At 52.9% G+C, this 20364-nt stretch carries 16 protein-coding genes; 4 read left to right on the top strand and 12 right to left on the bottom strand.

The genetic code is table 11. From position 1 onward, the window contains the following. Positions 1-2: 2 nt before the first annotated feature. The 6 genes from HKT17_RS11000 to leuS are packed head-to-tail and all read right to left on the bottom strand — an operon-like array spanning position 3 to position 7354. Positions 3-1364, bottom strand: coding sequence for a THUMP domain-containing class I SAM-dependent RNA methyltransferase (locus HKT17_RS11000; RefSeq protein ID WP_171100077.1), 1362 nt, complete (start codon positions 1362-1364; stop codon positions 3-5). Between the two features lie 17 nt (positions 1365-1381). After that, positions 1382-1813: a CopD family protein gene (locus HKT17_RS10995; protein WP_171101494.1), complete on the bottom strand. Its 432-nt coding sequence runs from the start codon at positions 1811-1813 to the stop codon at positions 1382-1384. 27 nt (positions 1814-1840) lie between these two features. Beyond that, positions 1841-3097 carry a glutamate-5-semialdehyde dehydrogenase gene (locus HKT17_RS10990; protein WP_171100076.1) on the bottom strand — a complete coding sequence of 419 codons (1257 nt, stop codon included), beginning with the start codon at positions 3095-3097 and terminating at the stop codon, positions 1841-1843. Positions 3098-3133: 36 nt separating this feature from the next. Then, the gene (gene holA, locus HKT17_RS10985; RefSeq protein WP_171100074.1) at positions 3134-4174 is read right to left on the bottom strand and encodes a DNA polymerase III subunit delta; all 1041 of its coding nucleotides are present in this window, start codon (positions 4172-4174) and stop codon (positions 3134-3136) included. Beyond that, positions 4171-4680: an LPS-assembly lipoprotein LptE gene (locus HKT17_RS10980; protein WP_105029627.1), complete on the bottom strand. Its 510-nt coding sequence runs from the start codon at positions 4678-4680 to the stop codon at positions 4171-4173. Before HKT17_RS10980 ends, holA begins: the two co-directional genes overlap by 4 nt. Positions 4681-4708: 28 nt before the next feature. Next, positions 4709-7354 carry a leucine--tRNA ligase gene (gene leuS / locus HKT17_RS10975; RefSeq protein ID WP_171100072.1) on the bottom strand — a complete coding sequence of 882 codons (2646 nt, stop codon included), beginning with the start codon at positions 7352-7354 and terminating at the stop codon, positions 4709-4711. 164 nt (positions 7355-7518) lie between these two features. Here leuS and HKT17_RS10970 point away from each other — a divergent pair, with 164 nt between their 5' ends. After that, complete coding sequence (locus HKT17_RS10970) at positions 7519-9750, top strand: UvrD-helicase domain-containing protein (protein ID WP_171100070.1); 2232 nt, start codon at positions 7519-7521, stop codon at positions 9748-9750. A 529-nt stretch (positions 9751-10279) separates the two neighbouring features. Here the strand turns inward: HKT17_RS10970 and HKT17_RS10965 are convergent. The 3 genes from HKT17_RS10965 to HKT17_RS10955 are packed head-to-tail and all read right to left on the bottom strand — an operon-like array spanning position 10280 to position 12844. After that, entirely contained in the window at positions 10280-11074 is a 795-nt protein-coding gene (locus tag HKT17_RS10965) for a BPSS1780 family membrane protein (protein ID WP_146106731.1), read from the bottom strand. 12 nt (positions 11075-11086) lie between these two features. After that, complete coding sequence (locus tag HKT17_RS10960; protein WP_171100068.1) at positions 11087-12049, bottom strand: homoserine kinase; 963 nt, start codon at positions 12047-12049, stop codon at positions 11087-11089. A 57-nt stretch (positions 12050-12106) separates the two neighbouring features. Further along, positions 12107-12844 carry an LOG family protein gene (locus HKT17_RS10955; RefSeq protein ID WP_105029622.1) on the bottom strand — a complete coding sequence of 246 codons (738 nt, stop codon included), beginning with the start codon at positions 12842-12844 and terminating at the stop codon, positions 12107-12109. Here HKT17_RS10955 and polA point away from each other — a divergent pair, their 5' ends adjacent. The 3 genes from polA to HKT17_RS10940 are packed head-to-tail and all read left to right on the top strand — an operon-like array spanning position 12845 to position 17366. Continuing rightward, a complete protein-coding gene (gene polA / locus HKT17_RS10950) occupies positions 12845-15628 on the top strand; it encodes a DNA polymerase I (protein ID WP_171100066.1) in 2784 nt (927 codons plus the stop codon). Positions 15629-15644: 16 nt separating this feature from the next. Continuing rightward, on the top strand, positions 15645-16562 hold the full coding sequence (locus tag HKT17_RS10945) for a dienelactone hydrolase family protein (protein WP_171100064.1): 918 nt from the start codon (positions 15645-15647) through the stop codon (positions 16560-16562). A gap of 18 nt (positions 16563-16580) precedes the next feature. Beyond that, positions 16581-17366 (top strand): ZIP family metal transporter, encoded by a 786-nt coding sequence (locus HKT17_RS10940; protein ID WP_171100061.1) that lies wholly within the window; start codon positions 16581-16583, stop codon positions 17364-17366. A gap of 4 nt (positions 17367-17370) precedes the next feature. Here the strand turns inward: HKT17_RS10940 and HKT17_RS10935 are convergent, their stop codons facing one another. The 3 genes from HKT17_RS10935 to HKT17_RS10925 form a co-directional block, all read right to left on the bottom strand. Further along, positions 17371-18240 (bottom strand): DMT family transporter, encoded by an 870-nt coding sequence (locus HKT17_RS10935; RefSeq protein ID WP_171100060.1) that lies wholly within the window; start codon positions 18238-18240, stop codon positions 17371-17373. A 41-nt stretch (positions 18241-18281) separates the two neighbouring features. Continuing rightward, positions 18282-19058 carry a GntR family transcriptional regulator gene (locus HKT17_RS10930; protein WP_171100057.1) on the bottom strand — a complete coding sequence of 259 codons (777 nt, stop codon included), beginning with the start codon at positions 19056-19058 and terminating at the stop codon, positions 18282-18284. A gap of 105 nt (positions 19059-19163) precedes the next feature. Continuing rightward, on the bottom strand, positions 19164-20291 hold the full coding sequence (locus HKT17_RS10925; RefSeq protein WP_171101493.1) for an aromatic ring-hydroxylating oxygenase subunit alpha: 1128 nt from the start codon (positions 20289-20291) through the stop codon (positions 19164-19166). Positions 20292-20364 lie beyond the last annotated feature (73 nt).

Genomic DNA, 20364 nt, shown 5'->3' with positions numbered 1-20364 from the left:
ATTCAGTCTTCTGTGCTGTTGCCGGCTTGGGGTTGTTCCGTGATTGGATTGGCAGCAAGTTCACCGTTGGCCCTCGGTCGATACACACCGCGGGTCAGCGGAATTTCAAACAGCCGACATTCAATCGGTCCGTTAAACAATGGGCGTTTACGTTTGGGGCTTAATCCCAAGGTTTTCTTGATTTCTAGGTCGCCTGAAAACAAAAAGGCCGTCCAGCCTGAAAAATTCATTTTTAGATGGTCACCGTAGGCTTTGAACAATCGTTCGTAGGCTTCGTCTTCAGGTACATCTGCACCCTTGGCGCGTACACGTTCACCATAGGGGGGGTTGCTGAACACGATGCCTGCGGGTGTGGGTGGTTCAACAGTGAGCGCATCGCGTTGCGCAAATTGCACGATACCAGCGTCTAGCAACTCTTCAAAACCGGCACGTGCCAAATTCTCTTGGGCAATGTCGATCAACAGTTCCGTGATGTCGCTGGCATACCATTGGAAGTAGGGTGTGGTCAGCGCCTTGTCCAGGCCGGCATTGAACCGCCGGTTGGCATCCTCTTGAAGTTCTTTGCCCCATTCTCGGGTGAAAGGTTTCAGGTTCTCAAAAGCGAAAGGGCGCTCCAGGCCTGGGGCACGATCACACAGCTGCGAAAGTGATTCGATGACCAGCGTACCGCTGCCGCAAAATGGGTCGAGAAACACATCGGCATTTTTGCCTGCTTCGCTGTGGCGTGCAATGTGCCACAGGCCAGCAGCCAGGTTCTCTTTCAGTGGCGCCACACCCGCTTCTTCGCGCCAACCCCGCTTAAACAGGTTTTCACCAGCCAGGTCAATGTACACCATGGCTTCAGTAGGACTGATGGCTGCGAAAATCCGTACATCCGGTGCTTCAACACTGACGTTCGGGCGTTCGTCGAAACGCTCAAGGAATGAATCGCATACGGCGTCTTTCAGGCGCAGCTGTGTGAAGCGAACGCTTTGAATGTCGGCTCCCAGATTATTCAGGTCAACCCGGAAAGTGTTAGACAGCTTGAACCAGTTGTACCAGTCAACCGACTTGGCGATATTGTAGAACTGTTCTTCATTGCTGCATTCTCCCCTCGCCAATTCAAGCCCAATGCGGCCTGCAAAACGGGTCCAGTAGGTCATGCGGGTGGCTTGGCGCCAGCTGGCTTCGAATGTACAGCCACCGGTTACTGCACGGGTTTTTTGAGCACCCATGGTTTCCAGTTCAGCCACCAGAATTTCTTCCAGGCCACGCGGGCAGCTTGCAAAACAGTTGAACACACTCTGCTTGGTCGAGTTGTGTTGCTGACCGGCGGGTTTGCCGGCGTTATTCGGCTTGGAATGATTGGGGCTTGAATAGGGCATGAATTACTTTTAAAAAATTAGAAAGGTTTGACTACCACCAGGATGATGGCGATGGTCATGAGTACCACGGGCACCTCATTGAACCACCGGAAGTATGTGTGACTGCGTGTGTTTTGGCCTGCTTCAAATTTGCGCAGAATGCGACCGCAGCTGTAGTGGTAACCGGCAATGGCGAAAACAACGAAAATTTTTGCATGTAGCCAACCACTTTGCCCACCAACACCAATTTGGTATACCCCCACCAGCGCAAAACCCAGCAACAAGGCTGGAATGGCCAGAAGGGTCATGAATTTGTAAAGTTTTTTCGCCATTTGCAGCAAGCGCGCTGTGGCGGCTGGCTCCGTTTCCATGGCCAGGTTTACAAAAATTCTGGGCAGGTAAAACAAACCCGCAAACCAGGAAGCGACAAACAAAATGTGAAAGGCTTTCACCCACAGGTAACCGTCCATGTACTGCTCCAGTTGGTTTTGAATCAATCAGTTTCTTGTTTCGCCGTGGCCAAACACCACGTACTTTTGGCTCGTCAGGCCCTCAAGGCCGACCGGGCCACGCGCATGAATTTTATCGGTGGAAATGCCGATTTCGGCACCCAAGCCATATTCAAATCCGTCAGCAAAACGGGTTGATGCATTGACCATCACAGAGGCGGAATCCACTTCCCGAATAAAGCGCATGGCGTGACTGTGGTTTTCCGTCACGATGCAGTCGGTGTGGTGCGACCCGTATTGGTTGATGTGGGCGATGGCCTCGTCAAGACTGTCGACCACTTTGATTGACAAAATTGGTGCGAGGTATTCAGTGCTCCAGTCTTCCTCGGTGGCCGCTTTTACACTGGGTAACAGCGCCATGGTTCGTTTGCAGCCGCGAAGTTCGACGCCTTTGGCTGCGTAACGCTGCGCAAGTTCCGCCAAGGCGGGCTTGGCCACATGGGCGTGAACCAGCAAAGTTTCCATGGTGTTGCAGGTGCCATACCGGTGGGTTTTCGCATTCTCGGCAATGTTGGCCGCATGGCTAAGGTTTGCAGACTCATCAATGAAAACATGGCAAATGCCATCCAGGTGCTTGATCACAGGCACCTTCGCATCGCGGGAAATCCGCTCAATCAAGCCTTTGCCACCTCGAGGCACAATCACATCAACATATTCAGTCATGGTAATCAATGTGCCCACTGCTGCGCGGTCCGTGGTGTCGATCACTTGAACGGCATCAGCGGGCAAACCTGCTGCCTCCAAACCTTGTGCAACGATCGCAGCCAAGGCCTGGTTGCAACGGAACGCCTCGGAGCCGCCACGCAAAATGGTGGCATTGCCCGATTTTATGCAAAGGCCAGCGGCGTCTACCGTAACGTTCGGGCGGCTTTCATAAATAATACCGATGACGCCCAAGGGCACACGCATTTTGCCCACTTGAATGCCAGTCGGGCGGTTTTTGAAATCGGTCATCTCGCCAATTGGATCGGGCAGTTGGGCAATTTGCTCCAGGCCTTCTGCCATGGTTTCAATGGCCTTGTCGCTTAATGCAAGGCGATCAAGCAATGCTGCCTCCAAGCCATTTGCTTGGGCTTGTGCCATATCGGCTTGATTGGCCTGGGTTAGCGCAGCCTTGTTGGCGCGAATCAGCTTGGCTGTTTCAAGCAATGCTGCGTTTTTCGCGTGCGTGTTGGCTTTGGCCATGTAAACAGCGGCTGCGCGGGCCTTTTTGCCAATGGCCAGAATTTGTTCTTCAATGCTCATATTGCTTACTCTGTACTATCGTTCGGTACGATTGATTCAACTGGTCCACAATTCGGGCGGTTCTATGCCCGCCACACCCAGGCCGATAATCTCAAAGAGGGTCCAGGGGTTGCCCTGTTTCATGCCTTTGATGGTTTTTTCAGCGGCATAACACCAAGCGGTCAGTTTTTGAAGGCTGCCAGGGTTGTGGCGTTTCAGGGCGGCCGCAATGTGGTTTTGCCTTTGTCCCCAAATTCTATTTTGTCGGCAGGCATCCGACAAAGACATTCCACGCCGCATGGCCTGCTGTGTGTCGCGAATGGCACGAATTTCCTCTTGCAAGGCCCAAAGTACCAAAGTGGGGGCCTCCCCTTCGGCTTCCAAGCCTTCCATCATTCGGGTAATTCGTCTGGCGTCCCCGGCCAGCAGGCTGCCGCCCAAATCGAACACATTGAAACGCGCCGAATTGGCAACCATGCCTTGCACCTGTTCAATGTCCACGGCCCCTTGGTGTTCAAGTGCCAGCTTTTCAATGGTTTGATGCGCCACCAGCAGGTTACCCTCGGTTTTCTCGGCCAGCCAACTACAAGTTTCACGGTTTAATTGTACGCCTTTGCGTTTGGCGGCTTGTGCTATCCAGCCGGGTAGGGTGTCGGCGCCCACTGGGCGGCAGGCAATCTCGGTGCCTTTGGTCAGCAATTCTGCAAAACCAGCACTTTTTTCCTGGGTTTTGTTTAGCTTCGGAGCGTTGACCAGCAGGTAATGCCCGGTATCACCTGCAGCGATCCACTGGGCTGCTTTGGCCAAGGCCTCTGCCGCTTCTTTGCCGAGTTTGGGTTGATTGATTCTCAAATCAACCAGCGAAACGTCGCCAAACAATGATGCTTCAGCAAACAGCGACAAAAACTCTTGCGGGTCAAATTGCCGATCTACTTCCACAATTTGGCGCTGGTAATCGGTTTGTTTTTTCAGTCGCTGGCGGTACAGGTCGGCGGCTTGGGTTGCAAAAAGCGGTTCATCGGTGAATACGCACAGCAGTTGAGGCAAAGCGGTGTTTGCGCCATCGTTTAACCAAGTGTCAAGCGCAATCTGTTTCACTTTGCTGCTTGCCCTTTTGATCCCAATTGCAAGGCGCTTAGCCGCCCGGTAATTTGGCGCGCGATGTCGCGCTGCATTTCGGTGTAAAGCTGGTTTTCCTCGGCTTCCTTGCCCAAAATTTGATCGTCGGTGTAGGTGAGTTCGCGCCTTTGGCTCAGTTGGCTGGTGGCAATCAGGAAGTCGCCGTTTTTGTCCACCACGCTATACAACAATTCATAGGTAATTCGAACCTCGCGCGCACGGCCTGTGGCACTGAAGGTGACAATGCTGCGGTCGCGCGTTTCGCTGATCAAATTTAACTTCAAGGGCGCACCTTCAGGCGGGTTTACCTTCAGGTTCAGAATTTGAAGTTGCAAGTCCATGTTGCGGTTCATTTCTGAATTCTCCATGCCGCGCAACTCGATTTTTTCAAAGTCGAAGTTGTACTGGCCACGCAACTGAAAGCCGCAGGCTGTCAGCGCCAATGTTGTTGCCAGCAGGGCGATGGTTTGAAAGAAACGTTTCATAAAGACTCGCTTGTTGTTGAGGTCGATCTTAAACAACGATGTTGACCAGTTTGCCAGGTACCACAATCACTTTTTTGGCCGGTTTTCCTTCCATGAATTTTTGCGCAGCTTCACTGGCCAATGCAGTACTCTCGATGCTGGCTTTGTCAGCGTCGGCGGCTACTTCAATGCTGCCTCGCAGTTTGCCGTTCACTTGTACCATCAGGGTGAGTTCTGAGCGCACCAAGGCTTTCTCGTCCACTTCGGGCCATGGTGCATCCAGAAGCTCACCGTGAGCTGCGCTGTAATTCAGGCTGCTCCACAAGTGGCAGGTGATGTGCGGCACAATCGGGTACAGCACACGCAATAAAATGCTCAAGCCTTCTGCCAGTACGGCATGGTCTGCTGGCGTGTTTGTTTCACTGGCAAATGCATCCAGCGTGTTCAGCATTTTCATGCCGGCAGACACCACGGTGTTGTACTGGTGGCGATCGTAGTCAAAGTTGGCCTGTTTCAAAATTTCATGTACATCGCGGCGAGTGTTCTGAGCCGCTTTGCTCAATTCTGCAGTGTTTAGAACGGGTTGGGCCTTAATGGCCACTTGCTGATTCAGTGCCAGTTGATACAGGCGTTTCAGGAAGCGGTGAGCGCCTTCTACGCCTGAGTCGCTCCACTCCAGGCTTTGTTCTGGCGGGGCGGCAAACATGGTGAACAATCGTGCCGTGTCGGCGCCATATTGGTCGATCAACGCTTGTGGGTCGATGCCATTGTTTTTGGACTTCGACATTTTCTCAACACCACCAATGTGCACGGGTGCTCCAATGTTGCTGAGTTTTGCAGAGACAGGCCGACCCTTGTCGTCAAACTCAACCGACACATCGGCCGGGTTGATCCAGATTTTTTTGCCATTGGCTTCTTCGGTGTAATAGGTGTCGTTCAGCACCATGCCTTGGGTGAGCAGGGCGGTGGCGGGCTCTCGGAATTTCACCAGGCCCAGGTCGTTCATGACCTTGGTCCAGAAGCGACTGTAAAGCAGGTGCAAAATGGCATGTTCAATGCCGCCGATGTACTGGTCCATGGGCATCCAGTAATCGCTGCGTTCGTCAGTCATCGTGTTTGCGTCGTTACAAACATAACGCGTGAAATACCAGCTGGAATCGACGAAGGTGTCCATGGTGTCTGTTTCACGGCGCGCGGGTTTACCGCACTTGGGGCATTTGCATTCATAGAATGCAGCGCTTTTGGCCAACGGGTTGCCGCTGCCATCGGGCACCAGGTCTTCGGGCAGCACCACGGGCAGGTCTGCTTCAGGTACGGGAACATCGCCACAGGTGTCGCAGTAAATCATGGGAATGGGGGTGCCCCAGTAGCGCTGGCGTGAAATGCCCCAGTCGCGCAGGCGGAACTGGATGCGTTTTTCGCCAATGCCTTTGGCGGCCAAAAGCTCGGCAACTTTGTCGACAGCTGCGGTGTAATTCAAACCATCCAGCGGGCCGCTGGCCACGCAAACACCGCGTTCTTTGTCGCCGTACCATTCAGCCCATTCGGCGTTGTTGAATACTTCGCCTTTCACGTCGATGACTTGCTTGATCGCAATGCCGTATTTCAAGGCAAACGCAAAGTCGCGCTCATCGTGCGCAGGCACGCCCATTACAGCGCCGTCGCCGTAGCTCATCAGCACATAGTTGCCCACCCAAACTGGCACGCTTTCGCCGGTCAGTGGGTGCGTTACGCTCAGGCCAGTGGGCATGCCCTTCTTTTCCATGGTGGCCATGTCAGCCTCGGCCACGCCGCCAGCTTTGCATTCAGCGATGAAGGCTTGCAGTTCAGGGTTGCTATCAGCAGCCAGTGAGGCCAGCGGGTGTTCGGCGGCCACGGCGCAGAAGGTGACGCCCATGATGGTGTCGGCGCGTGTGGTGAACACATACATTCTGCCGTCTTGAACCAATTCACCCGCAGCATTTTTGATTTCATGCGGGAAAGCAAAACGCACGCCGGTGGATTTGCCAATCCAGTTTTCTTGCATCACTTTGACGCGCTCTGGCCACTGCAGGCCATTCAAATCCTCGAGCAACACATCGGCGTAATCGGTAATCGCCATGTAATACATGGGGATATCTCGCTTTTCAACCACAGCGCCCGAGCGCCAGCCTTTGCCGTCAATGACCTGTTCATTGGCCAGCACGGTTTGGTCAATCGGGTCCCAGTTCACGGTGCCTGTTTTCTTGTACACAATGCCTTTCTCAAGCATCTTCAAAAACAACCACTGGTTCCACTTGTAGTAATCGGGTTTGCAGGTGGCTACTTCCTTGGACCAGTCAATCGCCAAACCCATCGATTCCATCTGTTTTTTCATGTAGTCGATGTTGCTGTAGGTCCAGGCTGCTGGCGGCTTGCCGTTGGCCATCGCTGCGTTTTCAGCTGGCATGCCGAACGCATCCCACCCCATGGGCATCAAGGTGTTGTAGCCCTTCATGCGCTTTTGGCGAATCATCACATCGTTGATGGTGTAGTTGCGCACATGGCCCATGTGCAGCTTGCCGCTTGGGTATGGCAGCATGGAAACGCAGTAGTACTTGGGCTTTAGTTTGCCGCTTGCATCTTTTGCGAAAGCCTCGGCCCTGTAGGCGTCCGATTCTTTCCATTGGCCTTGAACGGCATTTTCAATGTCTTGGGCGGCGTATTTGTCGAACATGGTGCGTTGAAACTTGGGTGTGAGTTTTGAATGCGGGCGGGGCCTTGCCGGGTGGGGCAGGCCAATCGGTCATTATATCGGGCTTTTTCGTTTTTTACGGGCAAGGCAGGTGGGGCAATCACTGTTAAAATCAACAGCAAAACCAATTTTTGATGTGAGAAGCCGTGTCTTTACTCGATAGTCTGAACCCTGAACAACTGGCAGCCGTCACCTTGCCCCGTGAATCGGCACTGATTCTGGCGGGGGCAGGCAGCGGCAAAACCAAGGTGCTGACAGCGCGCATTGCCTGGTTGATTCAAACCGGGCAGGTGGGCCCCAATGGGGTATTGGCGGTTACCTTCACCAACAAGGCGGCCAAGGAAATGCTTCACCGCATTTCAAGCATGCTGCCCATTAACACCCGCAGCATGTGGGTGGGTACTTTTCACGGCTTGTGCAACCGCATGTTGCGCGCGCACTGGAAGGAAGCTAGGTTACCTCAGGCTTTTCAAATTCTGGACATGCAAGACCAATTGTCGGCAATCAAGCGCATGTACAAAGTGCTGGGCATAGATGCTGAAAAATTTCCGCCGAAGCAGTTGAGCTATTTCATTGGTTCAGCCAAAGACCAAGGCCTGCGGCCCAAAGACGTAGAGGCGCACGACGAATACCACCGCATGATGGTTCGCTTGTACGAAGCCTATGAAGCCCAGTGCCAGCGCGAGGGTGTGGTTGATTTTGCTGAGCTGCTGTTGCGTTCCTTCGAATTGTTGGGCGCCAACCCTGCGCTGCGGGAACACTACCAGGCTCGATTTAAATACATTTTGGTGGACGAGTTTCAAGACACCAACAGCCTGCAATACAACTGGTTGAAACGCTTGGCTGGATCGCAAGGTTGCATCTTCGCAGTGGGGGACGATGACCAGTCCATTTACGCTTTTCGCGGTGCGCGCGTGGCCAATATGGTGCAGTTTGAAAATGATTTCAATGTACAAAATCGCATCAAACTGGAGCAAAACTACCGTTCGGTGGGCAATGTGCTGAAAGCCGCCAACGTGCTGATTGCGCACAACAAGGCTCGCTTGGGCAAAGAGTTGTGGACCGAAGCTGGCGAAGGTGAGGCGATTCGGGTGTATGAGGCCACCAGCGACCAGGATGAGGCAGCTTTCATCATTGACCGAATTAAAAAGCTGGTGCTTGAAGAAGGCTACGGTCGGTCGGACATTGCAATTCTGTACCGCTCCAATGCGCAATCCCGGGTTGTTGAACAAGCCTTGTTCAATGCGGGCATGCCTTATCGGGTGTATGGTGGTTTGCGGTTTTTTGAACGTGCAGAAATCAAGCATGCGCTGGCGTATTTGCGTTTGATGGACAACGCCGACGACGACAATTCCTTCTCACGTGTGGTGAACTTTCCTGCACGGGGAATTGGTGCGCGCAGCGTAGAGCAACTTCAGGACATTTCTACAGCACAGGGTACTTCGCTGTACCGCGCCATTCATCGCATGGAAGGCAGGGCGCAAGCCGGTTTGAAAAAATTTGCAGATTTGATCGAACGCATGCGGTTCGAGACCCGAGGTTTGAGCCTTGCTGACTTGGTCGACAAGGTGATCAATGAATCGGGTTTGGTGGCTCATTTTCAAGCGGACAAAGATGGTGAAGACCGCGTAGAAAACTTGAAAGAATTGGTGAACGCCGCTGCCTCGTTTGCGATTGCTGAAGGGTATTACCAAGATGCCGCAGCCACCATGGTGGATGAGGAAAAGTTGATTACGCCGCTGGCTGATTTTCTTTCCCATGCTTCGCTCGAGGCCGGTGACAATGCTGCGGCAGCGGGTCAAGAGGCCATTCAATTGATGACAGCGCATTCGGCCAAAGGGCTTGAATTCAAGTGCGTCTTCGTCACCGGGCTTGAAGAAGGGCTATTCCCGCACGAAAACAGTATCGGCAATTCCGTGGAGGGTGGCGATGGCACCAGCGTAGAGGCTGTGGAAGAGGAACGACGCTTGATGTATGTGGCCATTACCCGCGCACGAGAACAGCTGTTTTTAAGCCACGCGCAGCAGCGCATGTTGCACGGGCAAATTCGATATCACCTGCGCTCTCGTTTTCTGGACGAATTGCCAGAGGAGGTGTTGAAATGGTTAACGCCGAAACGCGCACACATTGCCAGCCAAGGCTGGGATGCACTCGATTCCAAAGTGTGGGGGCAAAATAAAACGCTCAACGTGGGTTATAGCAACAAAGCCGCCAAGCGACCCTACGACATCGGCACGGGTGTGAATCATGCCAAGTTTGGTAGCGGTGTAGTGGTGGCTTATGAGGGCGAGGGTGACGACCAAAGAATTCAAATCAACTTCGGCCGCCAAGGCATGAAGTGGCTGATGCTGAGTTTGGCGAAGCTTGAGCGGGGCTGAACTTGAAGGGTCAACGCTGCGATTTATCGGCAACTCGGCATGGGTTACTTGTTCCGCACTGGGCCGGTGATTTGAGGGCTGAACTTGAAGGGTCGCCGCTGCCCGAAAACTTGGCATTTCGGCTTGTCGTCTTGAGTCTGCACTAAGCCAAGCCCTCCAAAAGTAACGGTCGGGTCTTGGCTTTCGCGCCATAGCGCGATCGTTAGTCTCTGCGCGCCAAGCCGGCAAGTTTTCTGACTGGTCATCGTGCGACCCATTGCAAGTTCAGCTTCGACTCACCGCTGGCGCAACGCCCAATCGGCGGCGGTGTTTCGATCGCCTCGCCTTCAAGAAAACCTGCCCTTGCGTGCCTAGCAGGGCCGGTGTTGCCCAGCATGGGCGACAGAGAACGGACCCGACCCGCAGTTTAGGAGGGTCGTTCTCAGGCATCGCAAGGCTCAGCAAGGGATCAACAGGTTTTCTGGCGAGAGATTGAAACCCAAGCCAAGTGGGCGGTTAACGAGCGCCGAGAAAGCGGAACCCAACCCAGTTACTCGGTTGGATCGTGCTCAAACACTGCTTTGTAGCTTGGGTAAAAGGTACATAGCGAGACCGCCATCACCAGCGCCACGCACATCATGTTCAAGGCACTCACAAATGCGGCGGGCAAACCCAACATGGTGAACAAAACAACAAACACCGATGAAAAACCCAAGCCCAAAACAAGCCAGCCCATGCCGTAAATCAGAAAGCTGCCCTTGTTTCGCCACACCGCGACCCAGCTAGAAAAAAGGGCCTGCATGGGTTTCATATTGTGCCAAACCACCAACACCGGTGCGAACCAGAAAGCCAACAGTACCGGAATACTGGTGATGCCAATAAAAATCATGTAAAGCACCATGTATTCCATAAACGCCGCACTGGTGGCTGCATCGGCCTTTTGAAGATCTTCAATTGACACGGTGGGCTGCGCCCCAAGAACAAGGTGCGCAAGTAGCCGGATCAATGCAAAACACGCGGTGTAAATTGCTCCCAAAATCAACAAGGATTGCAGGTGCTTTCTGTTGTCTTGATTAAAGGCATTGAACAAAACACTGGGGCTGACCCGCAAACCTTTTTGGCCCATTTTGCCAGCCAGCATAATGCCAAAACCCAAGGCAGGCGATGCAATTGCCACTGCCGCGGCACCGATAAACGGAATCAGGATTCCAATGAAAAGAATAATGAACAGATAAGTGTTGCCGAACAGGAACATTTCACCTGGTTTGCTGCGGAAAAGCTGCAAGCCCTGCATCAGCCAATCCCATCCCGCACTGGGCGGGCAAGTATGTACGTAGTTGGCCAATTGTTTACTTCCTTAATTCGGTTGAGGGGCAAGCGGTATTCCCTGCCTGCGGGCAAGCAATACGCGTTCAAAATGTTTGGGGTCTTTCACGTTCAGCACTTCGGCCTCGCGTGGCATGTAGAAATCGTAAAGTCTGGAGGCCCAGAAGCGAAGACCCGCCGCGCGCAGCATGTCTTGCCAAAGTTCGCACTCATGCGCACTCAGTGGGCGTTCAGATTGATAACCGTCAAGCAGGGCACCAAGCAATTCAGGATTCAATTCTCCGGTAGACAGCTGGATACACCAGTCGTTCGCGGTCACTGCGAGGTCGAACAGAAATGTATCGACGCCAGCAAAATAAAAATCGATCACGCCGCCAAGTGCGTCGCCTTGCATCAGGGCATTGTCGCGAAACAAGTCCGCGTGCACTGCCCCTTTGGGCAGCATTTTGTAGGCAAGGCGTTCTGCAACTGCTTTTTGGTGGTTCACTTCGTTGTGCAACAGTTCACGAACAGAGGCTGGCAGGTGCGAATCGAGAGCATTCATCGCACTTTCAATCCATGCCAGCCCACGGGGGTTGGGCGTATTGCCCGGAAAATCAGCCACTGCAAGATGCGCTTGTGCACAAAACTTTCCGATTTCTCGGCATTGAATGGCGTTGGGGTGCTCGACAGATTTGCCGCTGAGGCAATTCACCAATGTGGCAGGCTTGCCGTTGAGTGTGTTGAACAATTCACCTTGACCATTGGGAATCGGGCCGGGTACGGCCAGGCCCTTTTTGGCCAAATGTTTCATGAGGCCCAGGTAAAACGGCAAGTCCTCTGCCTTCAGTTTTTCAAACAGGGTTAGAACAAAGCGCCCTGTGGAGGTATTTACAAAGTAATTGGTGTTCTCAATGCCCGACTCAATGCCATCAAATGAAAGCAGTTCACCACAATCCCGGCCTTGCAGCCATTGTTGCAGTTCTGTTTGGGTAATGCGCGTAAAAACAGCCATTCAAAGTCCTGAGTAGGGTCGTGAGCACCCCGGATTTTACCTGTGTTTGACCCTGCTTTATAAGTCCAACAGCTTCTCTGTTTCACTGTCTGATGGATTGAAGGTGCGTTTTTCGTAGAAGTGGAATATGCATTTCAGCACCTCCTCCGGTGTTTCAACCACTTCAAACAGGTCCATGTCGCTAGGGCTGATCATTCCCTCGCCCAACAAATGGCTTTTTACCCAATCAATCAGGCCCGCCCAGAACTTGGAGCCCACCAAAATAATGGGAATGCGCCTGCCTTTGTTGGTTTGTATCAGCGTGAGGGCCTCAAACATTTCATCGAGCGTACCGAATCCGCCTGGCATTACGACATAGGCACTGGCGTACTTTGCAAATGCCACTTTGCGGGCAAAAAAGTGGCGAAAAGTCAGGGAAATATTCTGGTATGCATTGCCGCTTTGCTCGAACGGCAGCTCAATATTCAAACCCACGCTGGGCGATTCGCCCGCATAGGCCCCTTTGTTGGCGGCTTCCATAATGCCTGGCCCACCACCACTGATTACCGCAAAACCAGAATCGGACAGTGCCCTGGCAATTTTCTCAGTTAGCGCGTAGTAGGGGTGGTCCACGGGGGTTCTGGCGCTGCCGAAAATGGACACCGAAGGGCGAATTGCTGACAGCTTCTCAGTCGCCTCAATGAACTCTGCCATAATTCCCAACACATGCCACGACTCTCTGGCCTTCACTGCGGTGGATTGTTCTTTGGAGGGTAGGTGGCGCAATGTCGGAATATTCTTATTTTTGGTTGTCATATGAAGCGATTACTCCTGGTTGATGGGTCGAGCTACCTGTACCGTGCCTTTCATGCCATGCCCGATTTGCGAAACCGCGCAGGCGAGCCCACTGGTGCCATTTATGGCATGGTTAACATGCTTCGACGCCTGCGTGCAGATTACAACACTGACGATATCACCTCCAATTGTATCGCCTGTGTGTTCGATGCGCCGGGTAAAACCTTTCGTGACGACATTTACCCCGAATACAAGGCGAACAGGGCCAGCATGCCCGAAGACCTTGCCGCTCAGATCCCTCACATTCATGAAGTGACCCGCGCCATGGGTTGGCCCATCGTGATGGAGCCCGGTATTGAAGCGGACGATGTGATTGGTACCTTGGCTCAAGTGGCGCTTGAGCAGGGCTTTGATGAGGTGATTGTGTCCACGGGCGACAAAGACATGGCCCAACTGGTGAATGACAAGGTTCGCTTGGTGGACACCATGAAAAATGCGGTCATGACTCGGGACGCCGTGTTTGAAAAGTTCGGTGTGTACCCGGAACAAATTGTTGATTACCTGACGCTGGTGGGCGACACCGTAGACAACGTGCCTGGTGTGGAAAAGGTGGGGCCGAAAACCGCTGCGAAGTGGCTGGCGGAGTACAAGACCCTGGATGGCGTGGTGGCCAATGCCGACAAAATTGGCGGCAAAGTGGGCGAGAACCTTCAAAAAGCGCTGGACTGGTTGCCCACAGGCAAAACCCTGGTCACCATCAAAACAGATTGCGAGTTTGAGTTGCGCCGCCACATTGAAGAGCAACTGAAAGCAAATGCTGAAAACAAAGAAGCGTTGAAGCAACTGTTTCAGCGTTTCGAATTCAAGACATGGTTCCGCGCTCTGGGCGGCGTGGCTGAGGACGAGGTTACGACCAAACCCAAAGCAGATGGTCCGCCCGATGGCAGTTCAATGAGCCTGTTTGATGCGCCTACACAGGCTGTGGATTCGATTGAAACCATTTGCGTTCAAACCCAAGTGCAGCTTGACGCTTTGTTGGTGGAATTGAAAGCCGCTTCGGCCAGCAAAACGCCGGTGGCCTTTGACACTGAAACCGATTCGCTGGAACCCATGAATGCGCGCATTGTGGGCCTTTCATTTTCAGTGAAACCAGGTGTGGGCTATTACATTCCACTGACGCACCAAGATTTGACCGCCGAGCCACAATTGCCATTGGCCGAGGTGCTGGCATTCCTGAAGCCTTGGTTTGAGGATTCCGATTCGCCCAAAATTGCCCAGAACGCCAAATACGACTTGCATGTGATGGCCAATCACGACGTGTGGGTGAAGGGCCTTTTTGAAGACACCATGCTGGCCAGCTACATTCTAGAGGCCCACAAGCCCCACGGCATGGATGCTTTGGCCCTGCGCTGGTTGAACTACAACACCATCAAGTATGAAGAAGTGGCAGGCAAGGGTGCCAGTCAAATTACCTTTGACCAGGTGCCTATCGACACAGCCACCAAGTACGCTGCCGAAGATGCTGAAGTCACCTTGCGTCTGGCCCACACCTTGAAAGCCGAGCTCGACAAGGTGCCAGAACTTGCCAAGCTGTACCGCGATGTGGAGTTGCCTTTCGGGCAGGTGCTGTTCGAAGTGGAGCGCAATGGTGTATTAATCGATTCCGACAAGCTTGAAGCCCAAAGCGCTGAAATTGCTGACAAGCTAAAGTTGATTGAAGAGCAAGCCTTTGAATTGGCTGGTGGTAGTTTTAACCTGAACTCGCCCAAGCAAATCGGCGAGCTGTTGTTCGACAAGCTGGGTTTGCCCGTGGTGAAAAAAACCGCCAGTGGCGCACCCTCCACCGATGAAGAAGTGCTCAGCAAATTGGCTGAAGATTACCCCCTGCCCGCGAAGTTGCTCGAACACCGGTCACTGGCCAAACTGAAAAGCACTTACACCGACAAATTGCCCCGCATGGTCAATGCGCGTACAGGGCGTGTGCACACCAACTATGCGCAAGCCGTGGCAGTTACTGGCCGCCTGGCCAGCAATGATCCCAACTTGCAAAACATTCCTGTACGTACTGCAGAGGGTCGCCGGGTGCGAGAGGCCTTTATTGCAGCACCGGACTGTGTCTTGGTTTCCGCTGATTATTCACAAATTGAGTTGCGCATCATGGCGCATATTTCAGGCGATGAGGCCCTGATTCACGCTTTCAATGAGGGCTTGGATATTCACAGTGCCACAGCGTCAGAAATTTTCGGAGTGGGTTTGAACGAGGTCACATCCGACCATCGCCGTACTGCGAAGGTGATTAACTTCGGTCTTATCTATGGCATGAGTGCCTTTGGCTTGGCTGGCAATCTGGGTATTACCCGAGAAGCTGCAAAACTTTATATTGACCGTTACTTTGCCCGCTATCCCGGTGTGGCGAAATTTATGGACAATGTACGCGCACAAGCCAAAGAAGACGGCTTTGTACAAACGGTGTTCGGGCGCCGGTTGTGGCTGCCTGAAATTAAAAGCCCGAATGGCCCGCGCAGGGCCGGTGCCGAACGGGCTGCGATCAATGCGCCCATGCAGGGCACATCAGCAGACCTGATCAAAATGGCCATGGTTGAATTGTCGGCTTGGTTGAAGGCAGAACAACTCAACACAAAGATGATCATGCAGGTTCACGACGAAGTTATTTTCGAAGTACCCAAGGGTGAACTCGAATTGATTCAGAAACGTGTACCTGAAATCATGACGCAGGTGGCCAAGCTTCGAGTTCCACTGGAGGTGGGTTGCGGCGTTGGCAACAATTGGGAAGAGGCACATTAAACATCAGGAGCATGGGATGAGCGATAGCGCAAACAACATTAAAAACCAGGAACATCAGGAACATCTAAAAGCACTGACGGGTGGCGGCAAGCTGTCCATAAGCCGCCGCACTGTGCTGAAAGGTTTCACGGTTGGGGGGTTTGCGGCAGCTGCATCGCCTGTGTTGGCCCAAGCCATTACCACGCCTGGCGATGGTCTTGAAGAAGGTCGCGTGTTTGTGGATGTGGGCGACGATGACATGTTTGCTTATCGCGCTTACCCAAAGGCTAAAAAGAATGCGCCCGTAATTTTGGTGGTGCCTGAAATTTTTGGTGTGCATGCTTATTTGGAAGACGTGTGCAGACGGTTTGCTCAAGCGGGTTTCTATGCCCTGGCCCCCGAGATTTTCTTTCGCCATTCCGAGCCGGGGCAATATGCCACCGTGGCTGCCATTCTGGAAAATGTCATTGCGAAAATGGACGACCAACAAGTGATGGCCGACCTGGACAAGTGTGTGGAATTTGCAGGCTCCGAGGGTGCGGATGTAAAAAAACTCGCGATCACCGGGTTTTGTTGGGGTGGCCGCATTACTTGGTTGTACGCAGCACACCAGCCGGCTGTGAAGGCAGGGGTGGCCTGGTATGGTCGCCTGGTTGGGGCAAAAACCGAATTAACGCCTGCACACCCGGTGGATGTGGCTTCGAAACTGAAAGCGCCGGTGTTGGGTTTGTATGGTTCGGAAGACAGCTCGATCCCGCTGGACACCGTAGAGCAAATGAGAAAAGCCCTCGCCGAAGCCGAAAAAAATCCATTTGCAAAGGCCAGCAGCATCACCGTATTTGACAAGGCTCAGCACGGTTTCCACGCCGATTATCGCCCCACCTACAATTCCACCGTGGCGAAACAGGCGTACAATCAGGCGCTTGAGTTCTTGCGGGGCAAGAACCTGATCTAATCTCGGACCCAATCAATCGTGCAATCCAGTTTACCGCTTGTTCTCCTGGCCGCTGCCCTGGGCACGGCCTTGGCCATTTTTGCATCTGCATTGTTAACAGCACGACACATCGCCCGCTCGCTTGAGCCCATGGTGAGCGTGTCTGCTGGTGTACTTCTGGGCGCATCGCTTTTGCATTTGTTGCCCGAAGCGCTGGACAAGGGCATGGATCATCACAAGTTGTTTGCCCTGTTGCTGGCGGGTTTGCTGTTTTTCTTTGTGCTGGAAAAGTTTTCAATTTTTCGCCACAGCCATCACCACGAGCACGATGGACACGACCACCACCATGGTTTCGACAAACGCGAGGCGCGCCGCGGTGGTTTGTTGATTGTGGTGGGCGATTCCATTCACAACTTTGCCGATGGCTTGTTGGTGGCCAGTGCGTTTTTGGTTGATTTCGAGTTGGGTTTGGTGACCACGCTGAGTGTGGTGCTGCATGAAATTCCGCAACAAACAGGCGATTATCTGGTGCTGGTGAATGCGGGAATTGCTCGCAAGAAAGCCTTGCAGCTGATGTCGGTTGCTGGTCTGGCTGCAGTGTTGGGCGCAGGTTTGGGCTACACCTTGTTCACTGAATTGCAGGCTTTACTGCCCTATGCCTTGGTGTTTGCGGCAGCCAGTTTCATTTACGTGGCGGTTGCCGATCTGATTCCGCAAATGCAGCAGCGTGTGAAAATCAAGGAAAGCGTGGTGCAGTTGCTTTGTATTGGGTCGGGCGTGGCTTTGGTGGCTATACTGGCCGAAATTCTTCATCACCACCATTGAACAACTACTCGCCCACCAGTTTTCTCTGGTGGGTTGCATAAGAAGACATTGCTCCGCAGGCAATAATCAGTAAAACACCCAACCAGGTTGTGCTGGTGGGAATGTCGCCCAGCACCACAATTCCAAAGAATGTCGACACCAGAATTGTGCAGTATTGCAAAGCGGCTGAAAGCCAGGTTGAGCCGCTTCCGAATGAACGGGTCAGCGCCAGGTTGCCCGCACCACCAAAAAACCCCAGCGCCACAAGCCACAACAAGGTCCAATCGGTGTCTGGAGTCTTAAACACCTCAAATTCCCCGAAGCCAAGGATGTACACCAGTGATGTCACAGTGGCTGTGCCTGCGAAGTAAAGCACAGTTCGCCACTCGGGTTCGCGGGCCTGCCCAAGGCTTTTTAATTGCATGTAAGCCACGGCAGACACCGCACCAGCACTCAGGCCTAAAAGAGCAGTTTGTAGTTGGTTGCCGTAAAACACGGGTTGAAGAACCGCAATGACACCAGAAAAGCCGATTGCAATTGCGAACTGTTCCAGGCGATTTCTGGATTGCCCATACCAAAGCCACAAGATCAGGGCAATGAACAGGGGGGAGGTGTACATCAGTGTGGTCGCCGTGGCCAGGGGCAATTGCGTGGTCGCATAAAAGCCGCACCACATGGCAATGATTCCTGCAACATTTCGTTTCAAATGAAGAAATGCAACCGGGCTTTTCAGGCTCAGGCCTTGAAGCAGAGCCCAACCGGTGATTGCAATGACCGGCACTGCTCCGCGAAAAAGAACAATTTCACCCAAGCTGGCGTGGGTGCCCGCGAGTTTGACCATCAGGCCCATGGTGCCGAAACACAGGCAGGCCATTAACATCCAGAGTGCTTGCATGGGGGCACATTGTAGCCCGGCTTCATGTCCCGGGGCGATGCTCAGGACAATTCGGGCGTGGCTTTGTAATGTGCAAAGCTCGGATCAAGCCACACCTCCCGTTTCTCCAGTGGCGTATTGTCCATCGAATGGGTAATGCGAAATACACGCAGACTGGGCGCATCCGGAATTTTATTGAACAGGCTCGCAATACGCGGTTCCATCGACTTCACCGACACCTCATCGGTCATCTGGCCAATCCGCATTTGAAACACCTCGGAGGCCAAACGGTACAGGTTGCCGGCCGATTTCTGCAGCATTTCAATGCTCAATTTCGGAAAAACCTTTTTGGAGAGGCACAGCTGTTCATAAGCAATCAGTTGGGTGTGCAGCATGTGCCGAACTTCAATCAACCAAATTGGATCGCCCAAGGCGATACCTAGGGCTCGAGATTCTTCGGTGTCGGCATGAATACTCTCCAGGCTGATCAACTCGGTTTTTACTTCGGTACCCGCATACTCGGTTGCCCAATGGTCATTGAGTTTGAAGGGATCTGCCCGATCGTATACCGGCGAAGGCAAGGCTTTGTCGGTCACAAATGTCCCGAGCCCCTGCATTTTTGTCACCAGTCCAGATTTTTCCAGTGATTCAATTGCGCGGCGAATAGTGCCGATTGACACCTGAAAACGGTCCGACAGTTTTTTTTCATTGGGCAGTGGTTCACCGACTTTCCAGGTTTGCCTGAAAATTTCATCGGTCAGAACTTCACTGATTTGCTGGTAGGCGGGGCCGCCACTACGTACAACGGGCCCGTCCAAGGAATTGGAGCCACGCATCATCTAAATATATCCAGAGTTTTATTTTTGTCTAATCAATGTACCAGAAAAAGATTAAACAAAAATACAAATCGCGATATTGATTTTGACGACGCGTGGTTTTGCCGGTCAGAAGGTTTTTTTCAGTTTCCCGGACTGGTGGTGAGTGGGGTTCATTTGAGCCCCATACCAGGAGTGAAAGTGCGCCATGCCATCTTCCATCGGGCTTTGATAGGGGCCTGCGTCGTGTTCCCCTCGATCCATCAGCACCCGGCGGCCTTCGTCCATTCTCTCGGCAATTTCATCGTCTTCGACAGCAGTTTCCATGTAGGCTGCTTGTTCAGCCTCGACAAATTCACGTTCAAACAGGCGAATTTCTTCCGGGTAATAAAACTCCACAACATTTAGGGTTTCTTGTGGACCCTTCGGGTGCAGGGTAGACACCACGAGCACGTGCGGGTACCACTCCACCATGATGTTGGGATACATACAAAACCAGATTGCGCCGTACTTGGGCTCTACACCGTTGCTAAACTTTTTCACGGCTTCGTGCCATTGCCTGTACACCGGCGTGCCCGGGCGATGTAGGCCTGCTTTCACACCCACCGATTGCACGCTCCAGTTCTCGCCGTAGTACCACTGCAAATCCGAGCAACTTACAAACTGGCCAAGGCCTGGGTGGAAGGGCTCAACGTGGTAATCCTCCAGATAAACCTCAATGAAGGTCTTCCAGTTGTAGGGCAGCACATTGGTTTTTACGGAATCCAGTTGAAATTCCGAGAAATCGATTTCTGCGAGAAACGGAACATTCTTCAGATCCTCAAGCACGTTACGCCCGGAATTGAATAGCAGACCGCGCCAGTTCTGCAATGGATACGACTGAAGTTTGGTGCAAGGTTGCTGCGCAAAATGCGGCGCACCCAGCAATTCACCTTTCAAATCGTAGGTCCAGCGGTGAAGCGGGCAAACGATATGGCTGGAATTGCCATGGCCTTTCAACATAATTGCCTGGCGGTGGCGACACACATTGGACAAAAGCTCGATTTCAGAGCCGTTGTTGACTAGAATGCGGCCGTCGCCCTCCCACGGAAGTGACCTCCAGTCGCCGCACTCGGGCACCCAATGGGTGTGACCGACGTAACCCGGTCCGTCTCGATAGAGTAGTTGGATTTCATCCTTCAAAACATGTTCATCGAAATACGTTGAAACATGAGGCTGTAAACTTGATTGCGTCACGGCATGTGACACATTGGACAAATCACTCAAATCGGACATGATCCCGGGGACCTCCTCCAACAGTGTCCCTGATCGACACTGATGCAAATTAACC

The organism is Limnobacter sp. SAORIC-580 (assembly GCF_013004065.1).
GTDB classification, from domain to species: Bacteria; Pseudomonadota; Gammaproteobacteria; order Burkholderiales; family Burkholderiaceae_B; genus Limnobacter; species Limnobacter profundi.
Note: the sequence above shows the minus strand (reverse complement) of the source record. Positions and strands in the feature narration are given on the sequence as shown.